Source organism: Shewanella algae, assembly GCF_009183365.2.
In the GTDB taxonomy this organism is placed as follows: domain Bacteria; phylum Pseudomonadota; class Gammaproteobacteria; order Enterobacterales; family Shewanellaceae; genus Shewanella; species Shewanella algae.
On the sequence record NZ_CP068230.1, the window covers coordinates 3,410,120 to 3,428,027 of the forward strand.

Consider the following 17,908-nt stretch of genomic DNA (forward strand, 5'->3'; position numbering starts at 1 on the left):
TAGAATGAGCACAGCGCTGGCAGCCAAAACGGCACTTTGTGAGCAGAATCAAGCCCTGTTTGACAGGTTTACCTCGCGAGAAAAGATAGTCGAACTGGTTACCAGCCGCTGTCGCTTTGTCGATAAGCAGCTGATTGAACAATGGCAAGCACAGGGGCTGAATGATTATCCCATCGCCCTTATCGCCGTTGGCGGCTATGGCCGCGGCGAGCTGCACCCCTATTCAGACATAGATCTGCTGTTTCTGGTGGATGACAACCTGGACCCGGCAGCCGAGAGCAGGCTCAGCGCCTATATCGCCTTTCTCTGGGACGCAGGTCTTGAAATCGGCCACAGTGTCAGAACCCTGGGCGAAACCCTGCAGCAGGGTCGCCAGGACATCACCATAGCCACCAATCTATTGGAAGCCAGGCTGCTTACCGGCCCGGAAATCCTGTTTGATACTCTCTACGACGCGATTCGCGAGCACCAATTCTGGCCATCGAACGAGTTTTTCAGCGCCAAGCGCGATGAACAGCGCGCCCGCCACGCCAGGGCCAATGCCTTCGATCTTGAACCCAATATCAAGACCTGCCCCGGCGGCCTCAGGGATATTCAAACCATAGCCTGGGTCGCCATGCGCCACTTCGATGCCGCCAAACTCGAAGAGTTGGTCGGGCACGGTTTTCTGGAGCAGGCCGAACTCGAAGAGCTGCTGGAGTGTCAGCACTTCCTCTGGGAGCTGAGATTTGCCCTGCACCTGGCATCGGGCCGTGACGAAAACCGTTTGCTGTTTGACTTGCAGCGTCAGGTCGCCGGCTTGATGGGCTACGAAGATGCCACCCAACTGGCGGTCGAGCAGATGATGAAGCGCTATTACCGCACAGTGCGGCGGGTGATGGAGCTCAACGAGATGCTGCTGCAACTGTTCAAGCGTGCCACCCTGGGGCACACCCAGGCGCTGGAAATCCAGCCTATAGATGAACACTATCAGCGCCGCGGCCGCTTTATCGAGGCGCTGGACTTGGCACTGTTTGACGATCCGGAAGAGATCGTCAGACTGTTTTTGCATGTGGCCCGCAATTCCAATATTCAGGGGATTTATGCCCCGACTCTGAGGGCGCTGAGAAGGGCCAGACGCGCCCAGCCGCAGCCGCTGATGGCCTGGGAAGGCTGCCGCGGGGTATTTATGGAAATCCTCCGCCATCCTCGTGGCATTGCGGCTCTGTCGCTGATGCACAAACATGGGGTGATGTCGGCTTATTTGCCTGCCTGGCGCGCCATTGAGGGCCAGATGCAGTTTGACCTCTTCCATGCCTACACTGTAGATGAACACACCCACAGGCTGCTGCTCAATATCGACAAATTTGCCCAGGCAGAGCAGAAAGAGGAGTTCCCACTCGGCTCTGTACTGATCAATCAGTTGCCGAAAAAAGGGCTTCTGGTCTTGGCGGCCATTTTCCACGACATCGCCAAGGGTCGCGGCGGCGATCACAGTAAACTCGGCGCCGTGGATGCGCAGGAGTTTTGCAAACTGCATGGCCTCAACGACCACGACGGCCGCTTGGTCAGCTGGTTGGTGGAGAATCATCTGTTGATGTCGATTATTGCCCAGCGCCGGGATATTTCCGATCCCGAAGTAGTCGCCGATTTCGCCGACAAGGTTCGTGATGCGGTGCACCTGAGTTACCTCTACTGCCTGACAGTGGCCGATATCTGTGCCACCAATGAAAAAACCTGGAACAACTGGAAGGGCTCCCTGCTCAGGGATCTCTATTTTGCCACCCAGAGGGTGCTCGCCCGCGGCAAAGAAAAGCCGGTGGATATTCGCGCCCGGGTGCGGGAGCATCAGGCCAAGGCCAAGAAAGAGTTGCTGCGGCGCGGCTTCAAGGAAAAGGCGCTGGATCAGCTGTGGCAGAGATTCAAGGCCGATTACTTTTTGCGTCATCAACCCAATCAAATCGCCTGGCACGCCGAGGCGATTCTCAAGCACAAGCAGGATGAGCCGCTGGTGATGGTATCCAAACACACCACCCGTGGCGGTACCGAGCTGTTTGTCTATTGCCAGGACAAACCCAAGCTGTTTGCCACTGTGATGGCGGTGCTGGACAACAAGAATATCAATGTTCATGATGCCAACATCATGACATCCAAGGACAACTACGCCCTGGATACCTTTGTGATCCTTGAACAGGACGGCAAGGCGGTTAGTCAGCTGTCGCGGATACAAAGCATACGCAAGACCCTTGGCAAAGCGCTCAGCGGCGAGCAACCCAAGATCCCGCGTTTTCGCAAATTGTCGCGCAAGATGAAACCTTTTAAAGTTCCGACTCAGGTCAGTTTCCTGCCGACCCGCCGCCATGGTACAAGTATGATGGAACTGATAGCCTTGGATAGCCCGGGCCTGCTGGCCAAGATAGGTGAAACCTTCTATCGCTGTGATGTCACCCTGCTGGCGGCCAAGATCACCACGATAGGCGAGCGCGCCGAGGACTTTTTTATTCTACAAACCAATCAGGGACTGGCACTGGATGAAGCCCAGCAACAAAGGCTGAAAGAGTCACTGATCAGTGCCCTGTCCCAATTCGGGACCCCAACAACCTAAGTAAACGGGAGAAACCAATGGAGGCTTTACGCCAACGTATTGAGGCGGCTTTTGAAGCTCGCGCACAGATAAGCCCAACCACAGTTGACGCCGAGCTGCGCGCCGATGTGGAACGAGTGATTGACATGCTGGACAGAGGCGAGGCCAGAGTGGCCGAGAAACTGGACGGTCAATGGCATGTGCACCAATGGCTCAAGAAAGCCGTTTTGCTGTCTTTCCGTATCTTCGACAATGGCGTAATCGATGGGGCCGAAACCAAGTATTTCGACAAGGTACCACAGAAGTTTGCCGACTATGATGAAGCGCGTTTTCGCGCCGAAGCCATACGTGTTGTGCCACCCGCTGCGGTGCGCAAAGGCTCTTTCATCGGTAAAAACACTGTGCTTATGCCCTCTTACGTTAACCTGGGCGCCTATGTAGATGAAGGCACCATGGTCGACACCTGGGCCACGGTTGGCTCCTGTGCGCAAATTGGTAAAAACGTGCATCTCTCCGGCGGTGTCGGTATCGGAGGCGTGCTCGAGCCACTGCAGGCCGGCCCGACCATTATTGAAGACAACTGCTTTATCGGTGCCCGCTCTGAAATCGTTGAAGGGGTAGTGGTCGAGGAAGGCTCAGTGATTTCCATGGGTGTCTATATCGGCCAGAGCACCCGCATCTATGACCGCGAAACCGGTGAAATTCACTATGGCCGGGTTCCAGCAGGTTCTGTAGTGGTGTCAGGCACCCTGCCCTCCAACTGCGGCAAGTACAATCTTTACGCCGCCATCATAGTCAAAAAGGTAGACGAGAAAACCCGCGGTAAAGTGGGTATCAACGAACTGCTGCGGATGGTCGACTGACCCTTGCCCTCGGGAGCTGACCTCGAGCAATAAGCGCTTTAGCAGGTCAGCAACCCCATCTATGTGTCTGTCTGCTCTGCCCATAAGGGCGCGGGCAGACACATTTACTTACCAAGAGACAAACTTCCACACCTTGGGACACGCCTTGCCCAAGCAGCAACAACTGCTGACAGAAAGCCTCTATTCAATCGCTGGCAAATGCCCCTGCTGCGACTGTACTTAAATGGTACTTGAAGCATCCCCAAAAGGAGCAAGCCATGAACCTTTGCCAACGTACCCGCACCGGCGCCGTATTACTGGCTGTCGCCGGCCTGAGCTTCGGCTCTCTCAGTGCCCAGGCCGCAATGGATCCTTATATTGAGCAGGCGTTGATCCAGGTCTGTAAGTCCAGTGCTAGCAACAGCATGATAGCGTTTTCCAATACCCTGCGTGAGTACCGGATCAATGAACAGCGAGTGTTCCCCCGTCTGGTGTGCAATGGTGAGTCACTGCATCAGTTTGCCATGAGTCACGGCGCCGATCGCACCGCCAAAAAGATTGGCCGCTTCCTGCCCGGCAAAGTGACCATTTCCGATATGGCCATGATCCCAGAGGAGGAAAAACTCTACGTGAGTTTCCGCTGAACCTACTGAGCCCAAAACACTCGGGTTAAAACACCAAGGTCTTGTTGCCGTACACCACGACCTGTTCATTGAGTACCAGCGCCAGAGCCCGGCTGAGAACACTTTTTTCCACATCTCGGCCGGCTTTGGCCATATCTGCCGCGCTGTAACTGTGATCCACAGGGATCACATCCTGCTTGATGATAGGTCCCTCATCCAAGCAGTTATTCACAAAGTGCGCCGTGGCACCAATAATCTTCACCCCGCGCTCCCACGCCTGACGATAGGGATTGGCGCCGATAAAGGCCGGCAGGAAGGAGTGATGAATATTGATGATCTTATTGGGATACTGCTCGACAAACTCAGGGGTGAGTACTCGCATATATTTGGCCAGTACCAGGTACTCAGGCTGGTAGCCGGCGATAATCTCCAACATGGCGCGCTCGTGGGCGCTGCGATCCAACCCCTGATGACAGACGTGATGAAAAGGCACCTCAAACTTGGCCGCCAGCGGTGCCAGGGTATCGTAGTTGGCCACTATGGCGGCTATCTCCACATCGAGAGCACCATAGTAGGTTTTCATCAAGAGATCCCCGAGGCAATGGGCCTCCTTGGTCGCCAGCACCACTATGCGCTTGCGTCCGGCATCCACCAGCTTCATATGGTTTTGTTTAGGCAGGACCTCGGCCAACTCCTTTAGCAGCTTAGTTTCATCGAACTCACCTTCAAGTTCGGTACGCATGAAAAAGCGCCCCTGCTGATTATCGACAAACTCGTTGTTCTTGATGATGTTCAGTCTGTGCTGAAAGCATACCCCGGTGACTCTGGCGATAAGCCCATATTCATCGGCACAATCAATCATCAGTATTTTGCGTGGCATATCGGCTCCTGTCGCTGCATCAAAGTTTGAATATGCCACAGTCTCGCCGCTGGCGCGCTTAAAATTTATTCATCAAAAGCAGCCCGTTATCTCCGGCTTGCCTGGCGACTGTCCAGATACTTTTGCAAAAGCCCTCTCAAGGTCTCGGCCTTGGTGCCAAACACCACCTGGACGCCCTGCCCTACCACTATCACGCCCTTGGCTCCCAATCCCAACAGGCGGGACTTGTCCACCAGCTCTGGGCGTTCGACACTCAGGCGCAAGCGGGTCATACAGGCGCTGAGATTGCGGATATTGGCAGCGCCGCCGAGCGCGCCTACCATGGCCAGCAGATTGCCGCCCGAGGCGGTTTCCGGCTCCAGCCGCCCCGGCGTCTTGAGATTGAATGCCATGATGGAAGCGCGGAAAATCAGATAATAGATGACTGCGGTCAAGGGGCCCAGGATCAGAAACCAACCGGCGTTGGCAGATTGATGCCACAGAAGGGCAAAATCCAGCAAACCGTTGGAAAACACCAATCCATAGTGAATGTCGAGCCAGATACAGACAGCATAAGCCAGCCCGGTCAGCAGTGCGTGCACCAGATACAGCAAAGGCGCCACAAACAGGAAGGCAAACTCAATCGGCTCAGTCACCCCGGTAAGCCAACTGGTTGCCGCCGCCGACAGCATGATGCCGGCCACCCGATTGCGTTCACTCTTGTCGGCACAGCGCCAAATCGCCAGGGCCGCCGCCGGCAGGCCCCACATCTTGATGAGATAGCCACCGGCCAGATTGCCGGCCTGTGGATCGCCGGCGAGGTAGCGTGCCACTTCGCCTCTGAGCCATTCACCATCCTGATAATACTGCCCAAGCTCCAGGTAGAAAGGCGCATTCCAGATATGGTGCAGCCCAAGTGGCAACAAGAGGCGCTCCACTGTGCCATAGATGGCAAAGGCCAGCTGCGGCTTTTGATACACAGCCCAGTTGGAGAACACCTCAATATAGTGAGCCAAAGGTGGCCAGATAAGCGCCAGCAAATAGGCCAGCAACACAGCCAACGGCAACATCAGCAACGGCGCGCTGCGGCGTCCCTCAAAGAAGGAAAAGATAGCCGGCAAACGCAAGTGACGACTCATGGCCATCGCCAGGCAGGTCATCACCCCAAGCAACATACCACCGGCAATACCTGTATCTATGGTTTCCACTCCGAGCCAGACTGAGGTGTGCACGGGGTTTTGCGAAGCCAGCAGCGATAAGGTGGAACTGAATACCCCAAAGCCGAACGCCGCACTGAAGGCAGCAATCCCCTGATCGCGACAAAAGCCTATGGCAATGGCGATGGCAAACAGCAGCGGCATCATAGTGAAGATGAGATTGCCTGTGGTGGCAAACAGCTCATTGAGAGAAGGAGACAAAATACCTGTCGGCGTACTGGCCAGGCCTTTCATCACCCCGGCAGCAGGCAGGATAGCTATGGGGACAAGCAGCGCCTGACTCAGGCGCTGGGCAAACTTAAACCAATGTTGTGAAAAGCCTTTCAGGCGCCCGGTTCTGTTTTCAGCAGGGGTAGCCAGTTGTTGAGCCATGCTTGAGCCTCGACCTCGGGTTCCATGGATTCGCAGGCATCAATCTCCAAACGCTCACCGACACGTTTGGCACCAAGCTCCGCAAACAGTTCATCCAATTGTTTACCTGCGCCGCAGAAAGTCTCATAACTCGAGTCTCCCAGGGCAATAACCCCGTATCTAAGGTCTGGTAAGTAAGGGGCCGTGTCTTTCAGTTCCAAAAACCAGGGCAAAATATCATCCGGAAGATCCCCTTGGCCGGTAGTGGAAGAGACCAGCAACAGATACTCATCGGCAGTCGGTACATATCCTTTAAGCTCATGACTTTGCCAAAGTTTGGCATCCACACCATGAGTCTGGAGCTGCTTCAGGAGTGTCTCGGCAACAAACTGGGCGTTACCATAGACAGTTCCAAACACCAGGTTCACTTTTTTCATGTTATACTCTGCACCTCGGAGCCAATATTCATTGTTCTCCACCATACTGTATCGTCTGCTTGTGCTGCAAGCACAAGCATCAACAGACACCAAGCCGACACGCCACTGGCGATAAGGAAACGCAGCGATGCGACAGAGCAGCAGGCAGAAACTTCAGAAGCAACACCAAAGGGCAACTCATGTCCGCCGTATGTGTTACTTCAGAGCCGCTCAACAAGACCAACACCACGCCCACTATCCACTCGACGCCTATCGTCCCTTACTTGACATGATGCACCAGCGCACCAATAAAGACGAAACCTAAGGAAGGTGCGAACAAGTCCCATGTGTGCTCTGCGTCGGCTTACGGGCCTGGATGCAAGGCGTGGTTCGCCGCAAATGGCCCTAGTCCTTTGCAAGAAGCACAACATAGCAGGCAGGTCTGTAAGCCACGCCCTTCCGGGCTTTCACAGCAACCGGCTCTCTGCGTTATCCGACTTCGACAGGCCCCGGCATGCCTTCAGTCAGATGCCTTGAACGCCAATTGCTGTGCAAGCCAGAGTGCCACGAGGACTTATTCGCACCTTCCCTAAGCCAGCAGCAAACCGCTGTCGGACTCAAGCTGGGTCTCGTCCCAGCCTAGGCCATCGAACACTTGCAGCCATTCGGCCTCCGGCTCTGTCACTATGGTGACGGGTTCGCCTGTCGTTGGGTGAGTGAAACTCAAGCTCTGAGCCAACAACCATAAACGGTTGAGGCCGAAGTGTTCGCGAAAGAAACGGTTTTGCTTGCCATCGCCGTGGGTGGTGTCACCTATAATGGGGTGACGCAGATGAGCCATATGCCTTCTGAGCTGATGCTTGCGCCCAGTCTGCGGCGAGAGACGTATCAAGGCAAAACGACTGCTGGGGTAACGCCCTGACGGGAAAGGGATCTCGGCATTGAGTAGCGGCGCATATTGAGTAATGGCGTCCTGGGCTTCCTTGTTGCGGTCGGCATGTTTATCGGCCACGGCATCGAGCTCTTCTTTGAGTGGATAGTCCAGCGTACCGGCTTGGTGCATATTGCCGCGCACCAGAGCCAGATACTCTTTGCGTGTCTCGCGCCCGGCAAACTGCTGACATAAAATAGCGGCAATTTCACTGCTCTTGGCGAACAACAAGACACCCGAGGTCGGCCTATCCAACCTGTGCACCGGAAACACATGGCAACCCACCAGATCACGGGTCAGCTGCATGGCGAAAAAACGCTCTTTTCGTGCCAGATAGGTTCTATGCACCAGTAATCCCGCCGGTTTATGGATGGCAACCAAGAGTTCATCTTCATAGAGGATACGGATCTCGGGGCACTCTTCATCCACAGGTGTCAAAGCTTGCTCCGAAAGCTCGGCTTGAAGCTGGGTCTCATCTTGCTTGTTTGGTAAGGAGTTCATCCAAGGTTCTCAACAAAGTGATCAAATTACGGTATGTGGGCGCTTCGCCCCAGACATGCTCGGCCATAGGTGCAGTTGCTATGGCTGATGGCAGCAGCATTTCGGCGTCTATCAGCGTGCGCATTTTTGGCAGCAAAATAAACTGCAACCAGGCTTCAAATGCCATGCTGTCGCAGGCAAAGGGCGCCTGACTGGCCATGGCTGCCGCGCCAGGTTCGGTTGCGCTCCACATTCCCAGGGCTTTCAACTCGACCTCTATGGCCAACAGGAGTTTTTCAGTCGCCAGAAAAGGCATCTGTCACCTCGCAGATCCAAAACAATAAATTGGCACCAATCATACCATCGGGCCAAGCTTATCCCTATAATGCACCGCATTTGTTGTACAAGAGTCAAACGAGCATGGACAGTATCACTACCCTCAGCGAACTTCTCAGCGCCGCCAACACCCAATATCAGGTCTATGATCTCGGCCGCCGGGTGCAACACATAGATCCCATGGCTTTTCATCAGATAGAGGGCCTTCAAAGCCCCTATCCCTTCCCCATACAAGGGCATGCCCAGTTTGCCCTGGTGTTCTGGGATGGCAGTAATCAGCAATATATCTGGTTCCTGAAATTACCTTTGGATGAGCGCGGACTCCTGGTCCCTGCTGCACGCAGCCAGTTTATTCAGATGTTGCTTGAAGCCATGGGGGAAAACCTGACCCGTGAACTGACCGAAGCCCAACAGCAACAGATGGCCAATCATCCCTTCAGTTTCAAGCCGCCGCAGGAAAAACTGGCCCTGTTCAACGCCTTGGTGCGCAAACAACTGGGACAAGCCGCTTCTGTGCAGTATGAATATGCCTGCCAATACCTGAGCGGCAAGGTGGCTGCCGAAAACTGGCAACATTTGGGACTGCAAGGGCTGGCGGATATCTGTGCCCGGGTCAATGAACTGGATCACTCAGCCCTGTTGCAACAAGGGTTGAGCAAAGGCGCCATCGAGGTGCAAATTGCCCTTTGCCAGCAACTGGAACATATACTATTGCCAGAGCCGATTGCCGAAACGCTCTTCCAGGCATTCAAAGACGCTGCCCCCGAGCATAAGGTTTACTTCCTTCGCGCCTTGGCATCTCACCCTGAACTCTGCCAACAGGCGATAACAGAGCTGGATAGTCAGCAGGCGCTGAATATTGACGCCTTGATCGCCATCGCCGCCCGTTGCTGGTATAGCCTGAAACAGGATGAGTGCCGCAAAATTTATCTCGAGGCTCTGGCTTTGCAGGAGCAAAGCTTCTTTAATCAAATCTTTGCTGATATTGTGGCCATACCCGGGATACGTACCCAGGTATTGAGCGAACTTCGCAATCCTCACCGCAGTGACCGCCTATCCGGCGCCATCGGCGGTCTGTTCAGGGCGACCACAGAATGATGACAGATTTTCTCCTGATCGCAGCGCTGGTAATGATTGCTGCGTTTTTCTGGCAGTTGCGACAAATGGCCGAACTCAGTCGGATATTTGCCGAGCGGGAATGCCAACGGCAAAAGGTGCAGATGCTGGCCATCGCCATGGAGTCAGCCCGACCCAGCATAGGCGGCAAGAACGGCCTGTGCTGGAATGCACGCTTTATGTTTGAGTTCAGTACCGATGGCATCAACCAGTATCGCGGCCATATCCTGATGCACGGTAAACAGATCCAGAAAATTGAATGGCCAATATTTCCCGAACCCGAGTGGCATGAAGCGCCAACTGCCAGAGGCAGCGTCGGTGGCGGTTGTGGCTCCCGCGGAGGTTGCAGTTCGGGTAAGTGCCGCTGATATTTTGCTGCATCTGACAGAAAACTGAGCCGACCCCGTCGTTGAAGAATCAGTAAAGTTTGCCAGGTTACACAGATAAAAAATCAGAAAAATGGCAGCAGACTCTTGCGCCATCAAAGTTTGAGAACCATTTAAGTCCCCAAATAAAAAATCCCTTAAATAAGAAAGGGCGCGACAATTAAGCCGCGCCCATCTGTTTCTCTGTTAAGCCTTCCAGCTATTAAGTTGCTTCCCTGCACCATCCATGCGTCTGCCGTGCGTCCTGCGCTCCCTGTACCATCCTGGTGAGTCCCTGTACTTGCGTACCTGTTCCCTTAGTCCCGATTATCCCTTGATCGGGCCTTGCTCTATCCTTAAGCGTGTCCAGTATCGTCCTTGCGCATCCGTTCAATACATCCTGTTTCGTCTTCCTGACGCTGACCACATTCCTTGGGTCAGTACCTTTCCCTGTTTGCCATCATCCTGATAGGCATCTTCCTTGAGTCATCCCTGGACCGTGTTCCTCACGGTTTAGGTCTTCCTGACCTTGTTCCCTGAATCATCCTTGTCCTTGGATGATTTAAATACTAATCCAATCCCGGCTCCAGGGTTGTACAGAAACCGTTCAATAACTCGTGCAACTTTTTTGTAGCAATTGAAATGGAGTGCATAACCAATTAATTTTAAAAAGCTTAATTGTTTTTTAACGACAAAACCTGCTGTTTAACTCTTGTTTGTCTCACAGTCTTGTGAGACATCTCGCACACGATGCCCGGCTTTAATGGAAAACGATGTGTAGTTAAAGACACATCGCCTATAAATCAGTACCGGAATGACCCTAGCTTTAATGACGCCCTATAAGAAAAAACAGCAAAAGAAAAGGCGCGTCCTAAGACGCGCCCTATTTACTGCTGTCAGCCATCCCGCTGAGTTGTGCTCCCTGCACCTTCCATGCGTATGAATTTCTTCCTGTGGACACCTTGTCTCAGTTACGACAGCTTCCAAGCTATCTTTTCATCCCTGCTTACAACCATCCTGGTGTCTGCTCAATTCCCTTGAGCCTCCTTGTGGCCTCCTGGCACTCATCTTCCATGTTTGCCCATCCACTAGCAGCTGTCGTCCATGAGTTGGGTATTCCCTTAACCCAAAGGCTGGCATCCCTGAGCCTGTCCTCTACTTCGTCCTGAACGCTTTCCTTAGCAGACCTTCCTGTCTCAAATTGCCTTTCCTGGCGCGGCAATTTCCTTATTACCGGAAAAATCTCCTGTGTATCCATCATGGATACTGCTTTCCCTGCGAGCCATTTCCTTGGCTTGAACTTCCCTGTCTTGATTGTCATCCATGACTGAAATCCATTTAGCAGGCTTCCTTGCAGCTCGTCCTTGCATAGGCCTTTCCAAAACGTGTCATCCTGACACTTGCCCTTCCTTGGCTGCCGCCTTAAACTCCTTGGCGTTGCTTTCCTTGCAGCTCCCTCTTCCTTGAGGCTCGTAATTTCAGCTCCTTTCCTTGGAAGCTCTGTCAAAGCATCCTGCCCTGACCACAACTTAAGTGTACCCAAGGACCCCTCTTTGAGATGGTCAATTTTAGAACAGGCTGGGAATGACAAATATTCAGCAGTCGCTAATGAAATGCTAATCACTTGTTTATTAACAATATTTAATTATTCGCCAGTAAGAACAGCCAATAAGTCTTATGTTTGTCGCACAGCTTTGTGAGACATATCTCACATTGGTACTGGTAAATAACCAAAAACACTCAGAAACGACGTTTGCCACTGACAAATTGGGCCAACATGACCCAGTCAGCCATCAAGCTGTAGACTGGGTATTGAAAGGTCGCCGGCTTATTGTGTTCAAAACCAAAGTGACCAATCCAGGCAAAGCCATAACCCACCACAGGCAGAGCCAAGAGCCATACAAATTGTCCACTAAGCAGGCTGAATAACAGAATAAGTAATACCAGGGTCGAACCTAGATAATGCAAACCTCGGCATACGGGATCGGAATGCTGAGATAGATAGAAAGGATAAAACTCAGCAAAACTCTTGTACTTTTGCTCCACTCTTAACTCCTGTTATTGGTAGACGTCATCATCGGTATGACTGTGGTAAAAGAGCAACTCTCCGGTTAACTGCCCTATATTGAGCTCAACCACGGGTACAAAGCCTTGCTCTCGGAACAGATGAGAATGGCCATCCTCAGTCACAAAGACTCCAACCCCTTCCAGCTCCGGCTGCTCATCACACCAACCCAATACCGCCTGGACGAGCAACTTGCCATAACCCTTGCGCTGCTCGGTTAAAGCTACTGCAATGAACTGTATAATGCCGTATTCAGTAGCCGGCAGGTGCTCCAGAATTGAATTCTCCTTCTGCATCAACTTCTGCGTTGATTGCCAGCCTGTCCCGAGCAGCATTTTCAAACGCCAATGCCAATAGCGCCCCTCCCCCTGGGGAAGTGATGAGGTCACCACGCAGGCAACCCCAATCAAGCGCTCATCGTCGAACAACCCAATAAGAGGCTGCTCCTGTTGCCAAAGCTCATTGAGCTCTTCACGGATCGCAGCTCTGAGCTTTTGTTCATATTCGGCGGCATTGGCGGCCGGCAAGGTCTGCTGAAAAAACGCATCATCGTGATAGGCGTTATAGAGAATTGATGCGGCCAGGCGCAAATCTTCCGCTGTCAGGTAGACGGCACGCAGGGAATCGGGAGTCTGGGTTTCCATTTGTTGTTGTCCTTGTCAGCCAAAAGGGCAATTTCCAATTTAACAATATTGGATCAAAGTGCAATATCTTGATCTTGCTTGCCTGGCATTGTCACTTCATCTTTAGGCAGATTGGTATAAGCTAAGGGGAAGGAATAAGGCTTACTATCTGTTTTATTAAGGCTTGTTCCCCCATCACTCATCACCTTGGCAATATATGTCGGGATTTCAGGAGGTCAGAATATGGATACCACCCACACAGACTTGGCCCATTTATTTGAGCAATTGGGACTCCCCAGCAGCAGCAAGGCGATAGAAGGTTTTATCGGCACACATTCTATCCCCGAGGGAGTCAAACTGGTGGATGCACCATTCTGGAATGAAGCGCAGCGCACTTTTTTAACAGAGGCTCTGGCCGAGGACGCCCAATGGTCAGACACCATAGACCATTTGGACGCCCAGCTCAGGAGTTGATTGGGATTGGGATGAGTTTGAATTACAGCTGCGCGTAGGCCTTATCGCCCCAGCCAATCAGTTGTTGATCGCGAAACACCAAGGGGGTGCACTCATCCTTGGTGGTCTTGCCATCACTGTGTCTGTGGCGGGTACGGTAAAATAGTACCTGTACTTGCTGATCATTGGAGAGAAAGGCTTCATTAAAGTCGGCCTGCCCCATGAGCTGCTGCACCTGTTGCTGATCCATCCCCAGAGTCAACTTGGCCAGTTGTTGCTGATTTTGCTGTTGCTGCAGCTGCCAGGACTCCTTTTCATCCCAGTTGGCTTCGTGATCGCCGACATTGACCACACAGGCACTAAGCCCTAAGCTTGCAATCCCCATCAGTGGCAGTAATAACTTGTTCATTGTCACTCCTTGTTATATTTATCAAATGTTGACTTTTGTTAAGCAAATGCAGCAAACGCTATGCAACATGCAGGCCAACAAATAAACTGATAAATATCAAAATGATAAAAGCAAACAACTGCTGCACTATGTAGCTATTCGCGAAAATGTGAGGTTTTTTACCAAGATGTCCACTCCACTGGAACAGGTCATGGCCGCCGCAGCGGCAGTAGCCCAAAGCGGCCATACTCCCTCTCTGGCACTGATTAAGGCAAGACTCGGCAACAAGTTACCAATGCCACTGCTGGTTGAAGGTCTGCAGCGTTTCAAATCCCTGCCAGAGAGTGAACGGGAAAAACTGCTTGAAGACGCACCTCAACTGCAAGAAACCGTGCCACAACAAGCTGTCACCACAGTAGAAGTTCTCCAGCAGGAAATCAGCCAGCTACGCCAGGAACAGCAGCAACTGAAACAAGAATTCGCGGCCTTGCAACAAAGACTCGCCAAGCTTGAGGAACAGCAATAATGTTTGTCTGCGAACTCAGGTTTGAATGCTTTGCCAACACCACTATCAGCGCCGCAGAAAAAGCCATCAATACCCTGCTTGAGGCCTGGCGGGCCAACGGTCAGGTATTGGGACGGGAATTTGCGGTGGCCTTTAGGGACGGGGAGTTCAGAGTCAGGCTGCTGCTACCGGAAGAAACCAGTCTGGCCAACAGGCACAACAGTCCCTGGGCCAAACAGGCGTTGCAGCAGTTAACCGAGGCCAAACTGCTGGCCCCCAAGGAAAAGCTCATAGGTCAGGATATCAATTCCGAGGTCAGCACCCTGGAGCCCCCAAGCTGGCAGCTACTTTATACCAGCTATGTGCATATGTGCTCACCATTGCGCAGCGGCGATAACTTGCTACCCATTCCCCTTTACCGAATTCCCGCGACCTTCAACGGCGATCACAAGCGGGTGATCCGTTGGCAAACCGAGTGGCAAGCCTGTGATGAACTGCAGATGGCCGCAGCAACCAAGGCCGAATTTGCCGCCCTCGAGGAGCTTTCCAGCCCGGACAGCGATCTGTTCCGCCGCGGCTGGGATCTGCGCGGCCGTATCGAATATCTGACCAAAATTCCTACCTATTACTACCTTTACCGGGTCGGGGGAGAGAGTAAGCAAGCCGAATTGGCCCGTCCCTGTCCCCGCTGCGGCAACCCGGACTGGCGCCAGCCCAGCCCGTTGCTGGATCTGTTTCATTTCCGCTGTGACAACTGCCGGATAGTCTCCAACCTCTCCTGGGATCATCAATAGCAGTGATCATCAATCAATAGTGATTGTGGTAACCCCGACTGTCAGCGGCGGGAAAACAGGTGTTGCCACATGAGCTTCATCCGCGCCCAGAGACCGGGATGGTCGACATCCGCCATGGCCAGCTCCACAGGCTCAACTGCCGGCGCCACTCTGGGGCGCAGCAAAGCGAAAAACTCTTCCAGACTGTCTGCCAGCTTCTTTGAGGGGAGCTCACCCGGGGTCTCACGCCAGACAGCACCGGTTTCATTATCCACGCAGATCATCTCATCACCTTGCCCCAATAGGCCGATAAACCAGGTCGGTGGCTGCTTGAGCTTGCGTTTCATCATCAGGTGCCCAATCAGATTCTGCTGCAGGAACTCAAAATCATCCTGACTCCAGGGCTGCAGTAGTTCCCCTTCGCCGAAATCGGCTTCAAACAACAGATGCGCGGCAAAAAACTGTCCATAAAACTCGTCGATATCGGCATGCAGCGGCAACTCCAGCGCATGACTGACATTGGCAAAACTGCCTGGTTGTTCACGGCGAATAGTCTGCCACAGTAGCGGATCTTCGCCATTCTCCTGCAGCAAACAGGGTGAGGCTTCTCCCCTGGCATAATATCTGGGGCCTTCCCCCAGACTCGACTGGTAACTTTGATGATAACGGCTGAGAAATTGCTCCAACGCCTGGGCACAAGACACTTATCGCACTTCCAAATTCAGGTATAATGGTGGCCTATTTTGACACGGAAACCCGCTTGATGACACAGAATCACGACCCTTACCGGAACGCCGAAGCCTTATCTGGCCTGACACTGGGTCAGCAGACAGATTATCAAGAGCATTACGCCCCTGAACTGTTGCAGGGTGTGCCCCGCAAACTCAACCGTGATGCAATCAACCTGAGTGCGCCTCTGCCGTTTCAGGGGGCCGATATCTGGACCGGCTATGAACTCTCCTGGCTCAATGCCAAGGGCAAGCCCATGGTGGCCATCGCCGAGTTCCAGCTGGATCTCAACAGTGAGCATTTAATCGAGTCCAAATCCTTCAAGCTCTATCTGAACAGTTTCAATCAAACCCGCTTTGACTGTACTGAAGCCGTTGAGCAGACCCTGACCCAAGATCTGAGCCGCTGTGCCAATGGCGAGGTAAAAGTCAGAGTGATTGAGCCCAAGCACTTCAACAGCCAGAGAGTTGTTGAGCTGCCGGGGCACTGCATTGACGATCTGGATATTGAAGTCAGCGACTATGAGTTCAACCCCAAATGGCTCGAAGACAGCACAGACGACAAGCAGATAGTCGCCGAGACCTTGAACTCCAACCTGCTTAAGTCCAACTGTTTGATCACCTCACAACCTGATTGGGGCAGCGTGATGATCCGCTACCAGGGACCCAAGATAGACAGGGAAAAACTGCTGCGTTATCTGATCTCTTTCCGCCAGCATAACGAGTTCCACGAGCAGTGTGTGGAGCGGATATTTACCGATCTGAAGCGTTTCTGCCATTGCAGTAAATTGACCGTCTACGCCCGCTACACCCGCAGAGGCGGATTGGACATCAACCCTTTCCGCAGTGACTTTGAGCACGTGCCGGAAAGCCAACGCCTGGCAAGACAGTAATCGAACATAAAGCGGCTTTAAAGCCGCTTTTTCATTCTTGCCGGTAACCTATTTCAGAGTGCTACTGACCAAGGTGCCAGTGCAGTTGCCAGTTGATGGCTGCAGGCGCCCCCAGCGTCAGGGCCAATCGATAACCCGGCTCTATATGGCCAAGCCAACTCTGCCATTGGGTGTTTTCCTTAGGCTTTAACAAAAGCCCACGGCGCATCGAAACAATCTCGGCTGGCCGCTCGGCCGAGTAGGCTTCCCCTGAACTCAAGTCGAACGCAAACCCATCGAGCGGCTGCGCCAACCCTTTGCCTGTCGCCTTGATATAAGACTCTTTCAAGGCCCAGAGATCGAAAAACGCCTCTCGCCGCGCGGCATCATCCAGATCTCGTAACTGCTGCAGCTCAAAAGGCGCAAAATAGTGGCGCATCACAGTATCGATAGCCGTGCGCATCCGTAAACGCTCTATATCGACTCCGAGTTGCAATTCAGGAGAAGGATGTTTCAGCAATGCCAACAGCAGCCAATCACCGCTGTGACTGAGGTTAAAATGCAGCTGAGTCTGTTGAAACTGCTCATCACAAAGGCACGGCTTACCCTGGGGACCATAATCGAAACACCACTCCCGGGCTGCAAGCGGCGCTTGAGTACTCAGGGTCTTTCTCAGCAAGGCGCGGCTTGTTATTGCCCGTTGTTGTACCTCTTTATGGCTTATTCGGGCAAACTTTTCCCGCTCGGCCGGAGTCAGGCACAGCGCCAGATCTTTGATTTTTAAAGGCTCACTCTGGCGTAAGGGATACAAAAAGAGTTGCACGGCGTTGATGGGAGGCTCCAAAAAACCAAGGGGGAGTAGGCTATTTTGCCTTGGCCTCCCCCTCGGTCTCAAGTGCTAATCATTCATGTTTTGCTGATTCATTTTATCGACATAGGCTCTCGCCTCTTCCCGCTCTCTTTCCCGCTGCTGGGCGGTTGTACAGCGGCGGTTGGGAATATTGCTGCCGGTAACCCTAACCCGGTCGCAGCGGTATCCCTGTTCATCGAGTCTTTGTTGGCGGGCCGCGTCCTCAGGCGACAACTCGGCGGTCGTTGCACTGGTACCACTGCAACCGGCGCCGAGTACAGTAAACAAGGCAGCACTCGCCATTCCCAGTAGATTATTTTTTGTTAAATACACCTGACACTCTCCATTTCTGTTGCTGATTCCTATTCATCCAGTTGCCCTAAAGGCAGATACCCAGGTTGTAACATAAGCTGCAACATAAGCTGCAACAGACCACAGGGGATTAGGGATAAATAGGTATCAGATATCCATTTTTACAGCACAAAAAACCAAAACAACCAATTTATATCAATTTAAAAACAAGTTAACAACAAGCGAAGTTAGCGAACAAAA

At 52.9% G+C, this 17,908-nt stretch carries 22 protein-coding genes; 10 read left to right on the forward strand and 12 right to left on the reverse strand.

Annotated elements, in window-relative coordinates; genetic code table 11:
• Positions 1-4: 4 nt before the first annotated feature.
• The 3 genes from glnD to E1N14_RS15330 all read left to right on the forward strand — a co-directional run bounded on the left by glnD (position 5) and on the right by E1N14_RS15330 (position 4,049).
• Positions 5-2,584: a bifunctional uridylyltransferase/uridylyl-removing protein GlnD gene (glnD, locus tag E1N14_RS15320; protein WP_025010978.1), complete on the forward strand. Its 2,580-nt coding sequence runs from the start codon at positions 5-7 to the stop codon at positions 2,582-2,584.
• Between the two features lie 17 nt (positions 2,585-2,601).
• Positions 2,602-3,426, forward strand: coding sequence for a 2,3,4,5-tetrahydropyridine-2,6-dicarboxylate N-succinyltransferase (gene dapD, locus E1N14_RS15325; protein WP_062793846.1), 825 nt, complete (start codon positions 2,602-2,604; stop codon positions 3,424-3,426).
• 257 nt (positions 3,427-3,683) lie between these two features.
• Positions 3,684-4,049 (forward strand): DUF3718 domain-containing protein, encoded by a 366-nt coding sequence (locus E1N14_RS15330; protein WP_025010977.1) that lies wholly within the window; start codon positions 3,684-3,686, stop codon positions 4,047-4,049.
• A gap of 25 nt (positions 4,050-4,074) precedes the next feature.
• On the opposite strand, the gene purU is transcribed toward E1N14_RS15330, so the two are convergent.
• The 3 genes from purU to E1N14_RS15345 form a co-directional block, all read right to left on the reverse strand.
• Entirely contained in the window at positions 4,075-4,908 is an 834-nt protein-coding gene (gene purU / locus E1N14_RS15335) for a formyltetrahydrofolate deformylase (RefSeq protein ID WP_044734902.1), read from the reverse strand.
• 86 nt (positions 4,909-4,994) lie between these two features.
• Positions 4,995-6,476: a PTS transporter subunit EIIC gene (locus E1N14_RS15340; protein ID WP_025010976.1), complete on the reverse strand. Its 1,482-nt coding sequence runs from the start codon at positions 6,474-6,476 to the stop codon at positions 4,995-4,997.
• Complete coding sequence (locus E1N14_RS15345) at positions 6,428-6,892, reverse strand: flavodoxin (protein WP_037437188.1); 465 nt, start codon at positions 6,890-6,892, stop codon at positions 6,428-6,430. Before E1N14_RS15345 ends, E1N14_RS15340 begins: the two co-directional genes overlap by 49 nt.
• Positions 6,893-7,019: 127 nt before the next feature.
• Between E1N14_RS15345 and E1N14_RS15350 the strand changes: the two genes are divergently transcribed.
• Positions 7,020-7,196: a hypothetical protein gene (locus E1N14_RS15350; RefSeq protein WP_099049524.1), complete on the forward strand. Its 177-nt coding sequence runs from the start codon at positions 7,020-7,022 to the stop codon at positions 7,194-7,196.
• A gap of 264 nt (positions 7,197-7,460) precedes the next feature.
• Here E1N14_RS15350 and truC read toward each other — a convergent pair whose 3' ends face one another.
• Positions 7,461-8,303, reverse strand: coding sequence for a tRNA pseudouridine(65) synthase TruC (gene truC / locus E1N14_RS15355; RefSeq protein ID WP_025010975.1), 843 nt, complete (start codon positions 8,301-8,303; stop codon positions 7,461-7,463).
• Complete coding sequence (locus E1N14_RS15360; RefSeq protein WP_025010974.1) at positions 8,275-8,598, reverse strand: YqcC family protein; 324 nt, start codon at positions 8,596-8,598, stop codon at positions 8,275-8,277. The genes truC and E1N14_RS15360 overlap by 29 nt, the downstream gene beginning before the upstream one ends.
• 104 nt (positions 8,599-8,702) lie before the next feature.
• On the opposite strand from E1N14_RS15360, the gene E1N14_RS15365 reads away from it, so the two are divergent.
• Together E1N14_RS15365 and E1N14_RS15370 are read left to right on the forward strand one after the other, a co-directional pair.
• Positions 8,703-9,716, forward strand: a complete 1,014-nt coding sequence (locus E1N14_RS15365; protein ID WP_062793902.1) for a DUF3549 family protein — start codon at positions 8,703-8,705, stop codon at positions 9,714-9,716.
• On the forward strand, positions 9,713-10,102 hold the full coding sequence (locus E1N14_RS15370) for a DUF3301 domain-containing protein (RefSeq protein WP_025010973.1): 390 nt from the start codon (positions 9,713-9,715) through the stop codon (positions 10,100-10,102). Before E1N14_RS15365 ends, E1N14_RS15370 begins: the two co-directional genes overlap by 4 nt.
• 1,003 nt (positions 10,103-11,105) lie before the next feature.
• On the opposite strand, the gene E1N14_RS15375 is transcribed toward E1N14_RS15370, so the two are convergent.
• From E1N14_RS15375 to E1N14_RS15385, 3 genes are all read right to left on the reverse strand, one after another.
• Complete coding sequence (locus E1N14_RS15375; protein ID WP_025010971.1) at positions 11,106-11,642, reverse strand: hypothetical protein; 537 nt, start codon at positions 11,640-11,642, stop codon at positions 11,106-11,108.
• A gap of 197 nt (positions 11,643-11,839) precedes the next feature.
• Entirely contained in the window at positions 11,840-12,145 is a 306-nt protein-coding gene (locus E1N14_RS15380; protein WP_025887243.1) for an Mpo1-like protein, read from the reverse strand.
• A gap of 12 nt (positions 12,146-12,157) precedes the next feature.
• A complete protein-coding gene (locus E1N14_RS15385) occupies positions 12,158-12,808 on the reverse strand; it encodes a GNAT family N-acetyltransferase (protein WP_044734907.1) in 651 nt (216 codons plus the stop codon).
• Positions 12,809-13,030: 222 nt separating this feature from the next.
• Here E1N14_RS15385 and E1N14_RS15390 point away from each other — a divergent pair, with 222 nt between their 5' ends.
• Positions 13,031-13,261 carry a DUF2789 domain-containing protein gene (locus E1N14_RS15390; protein ID WP_025010969.1) on the forward strand — a complete coding sequence of 77 codons (231 nt, stop codon included), beginning with the start codon at positions 13,031-13,033 and terminating at the stop codon, positions 13,259-13,261.
• A 22-nt stretch (positions 13,262-13,283) separates the two neighbouring features.
• On the opposite strand, the gene E1N14_RS15395 is transcribed toward E1N14_RS15390, so the two are convergent.
• Complete coding sequence (locus tag E1N14_RS15395) at positions 13,284-13,649, reverse strand: DUF3192 domain-containing protein (RefSeq protein ID WP_037466957.1); 366 nt, start codon at positions 13,647-13,649, stop codon at positions 13,284-13,286.
• Positions 13,650-13,815: 166 nt separating this feature from the next.
• Between E1N14_RS15395 and E1N14_RS15400 the strand changes: the two genes are divergently transcribed.
• Both E1N14_RS15400 and E1N14_RS15405 read left to right on the forward strand, forming a co-directional pair.
• Positions 13,816-14,154, forward strand: a complete 339-nt coding sequence (locus E1N14_RS15400; RefSeq protein WP_025010968.1) for a hypothetical protein — start codon at positions 13,816-13,818, stop codon at positions 14,152-14,154.
• Entirely contained in the window at positions 14,154-14,927 is a 774-nt protein-coding gene (locus E1N14_RS15405; RefSeq protein ID WP_025010967.1) for a Zn-ribbon-containing protein, read from the forward strand. The genes E1N14_RS15400 and E1N14_RS15405 overlap by 1 nt, the downstream gene beginning before the upstream one ends.
• A 41-nt stretch (positions 14,928-14,968) precedes the next feature.
• On the opposite strand, the gene syd is transcribed toward E1N14_RS15405, so the two are convergent.
• Positions 14,969-15,610 (reverse strand): SecY-interacting protein, encoded by a 642-nt coding sequence (gene syd / locus E1N14_RS15410; RefSeq protein WP_025010966.1) that lies wholly within the window; start codon positions 15,608-15,610, stop codon positions 14,969-14,971.
• Between the two features lie 59 nt (positions 15,611-15,669).
• Between syd and queF the strand changes: the two genes are divergently transcribed.
• On the forward strand, positions 15,670-16,527 hold the full coding sequence (gene queF, locus E1N14_RS15415) for an NADPH-dependent 7-cyano-7-deazaguanine reductase QueF (protein ID WP_062793906.1): 858 nt from the start codon (positions 15,670-15,672) through the stop codon (positions 16,525-16,527).
• 61 nt (positions 16,528-16,588) lie between these two features.
• On the opposite strand, the gene E1N14_RS15420 is transcribed toward queF, so the two are convergent.
• Both E1N14_RS15420 and E1N14_RS15425 read right to left on the reverse strand, forming a co-directional pair.
• On the reverse strand, positions 16,589-17,329 hold the full coding sequence (locus E1N14_RS15420) for a 4'-phosphopantetheinyl transferase family protein (protein ID WP_152134818.1): 741 nt from the start codon (positions 17,327-17,329) through the stop codon (positions 16,589-16,591).
• A 75-nt stretch (positions 17,330-17,404) separates the two neighbouring features.
• Complete coding sequence (locus E1N14_RS15425; protein WP_129978400.1) at positions 17,405-17,689, reverse strand: hypothetical protein; 285 nt, start codon at positions 17,687-17,689, stop codon at positions 17,405-17,407.
• Positions 17,690-17,908 lie beyond the last annotated feature (219 nt).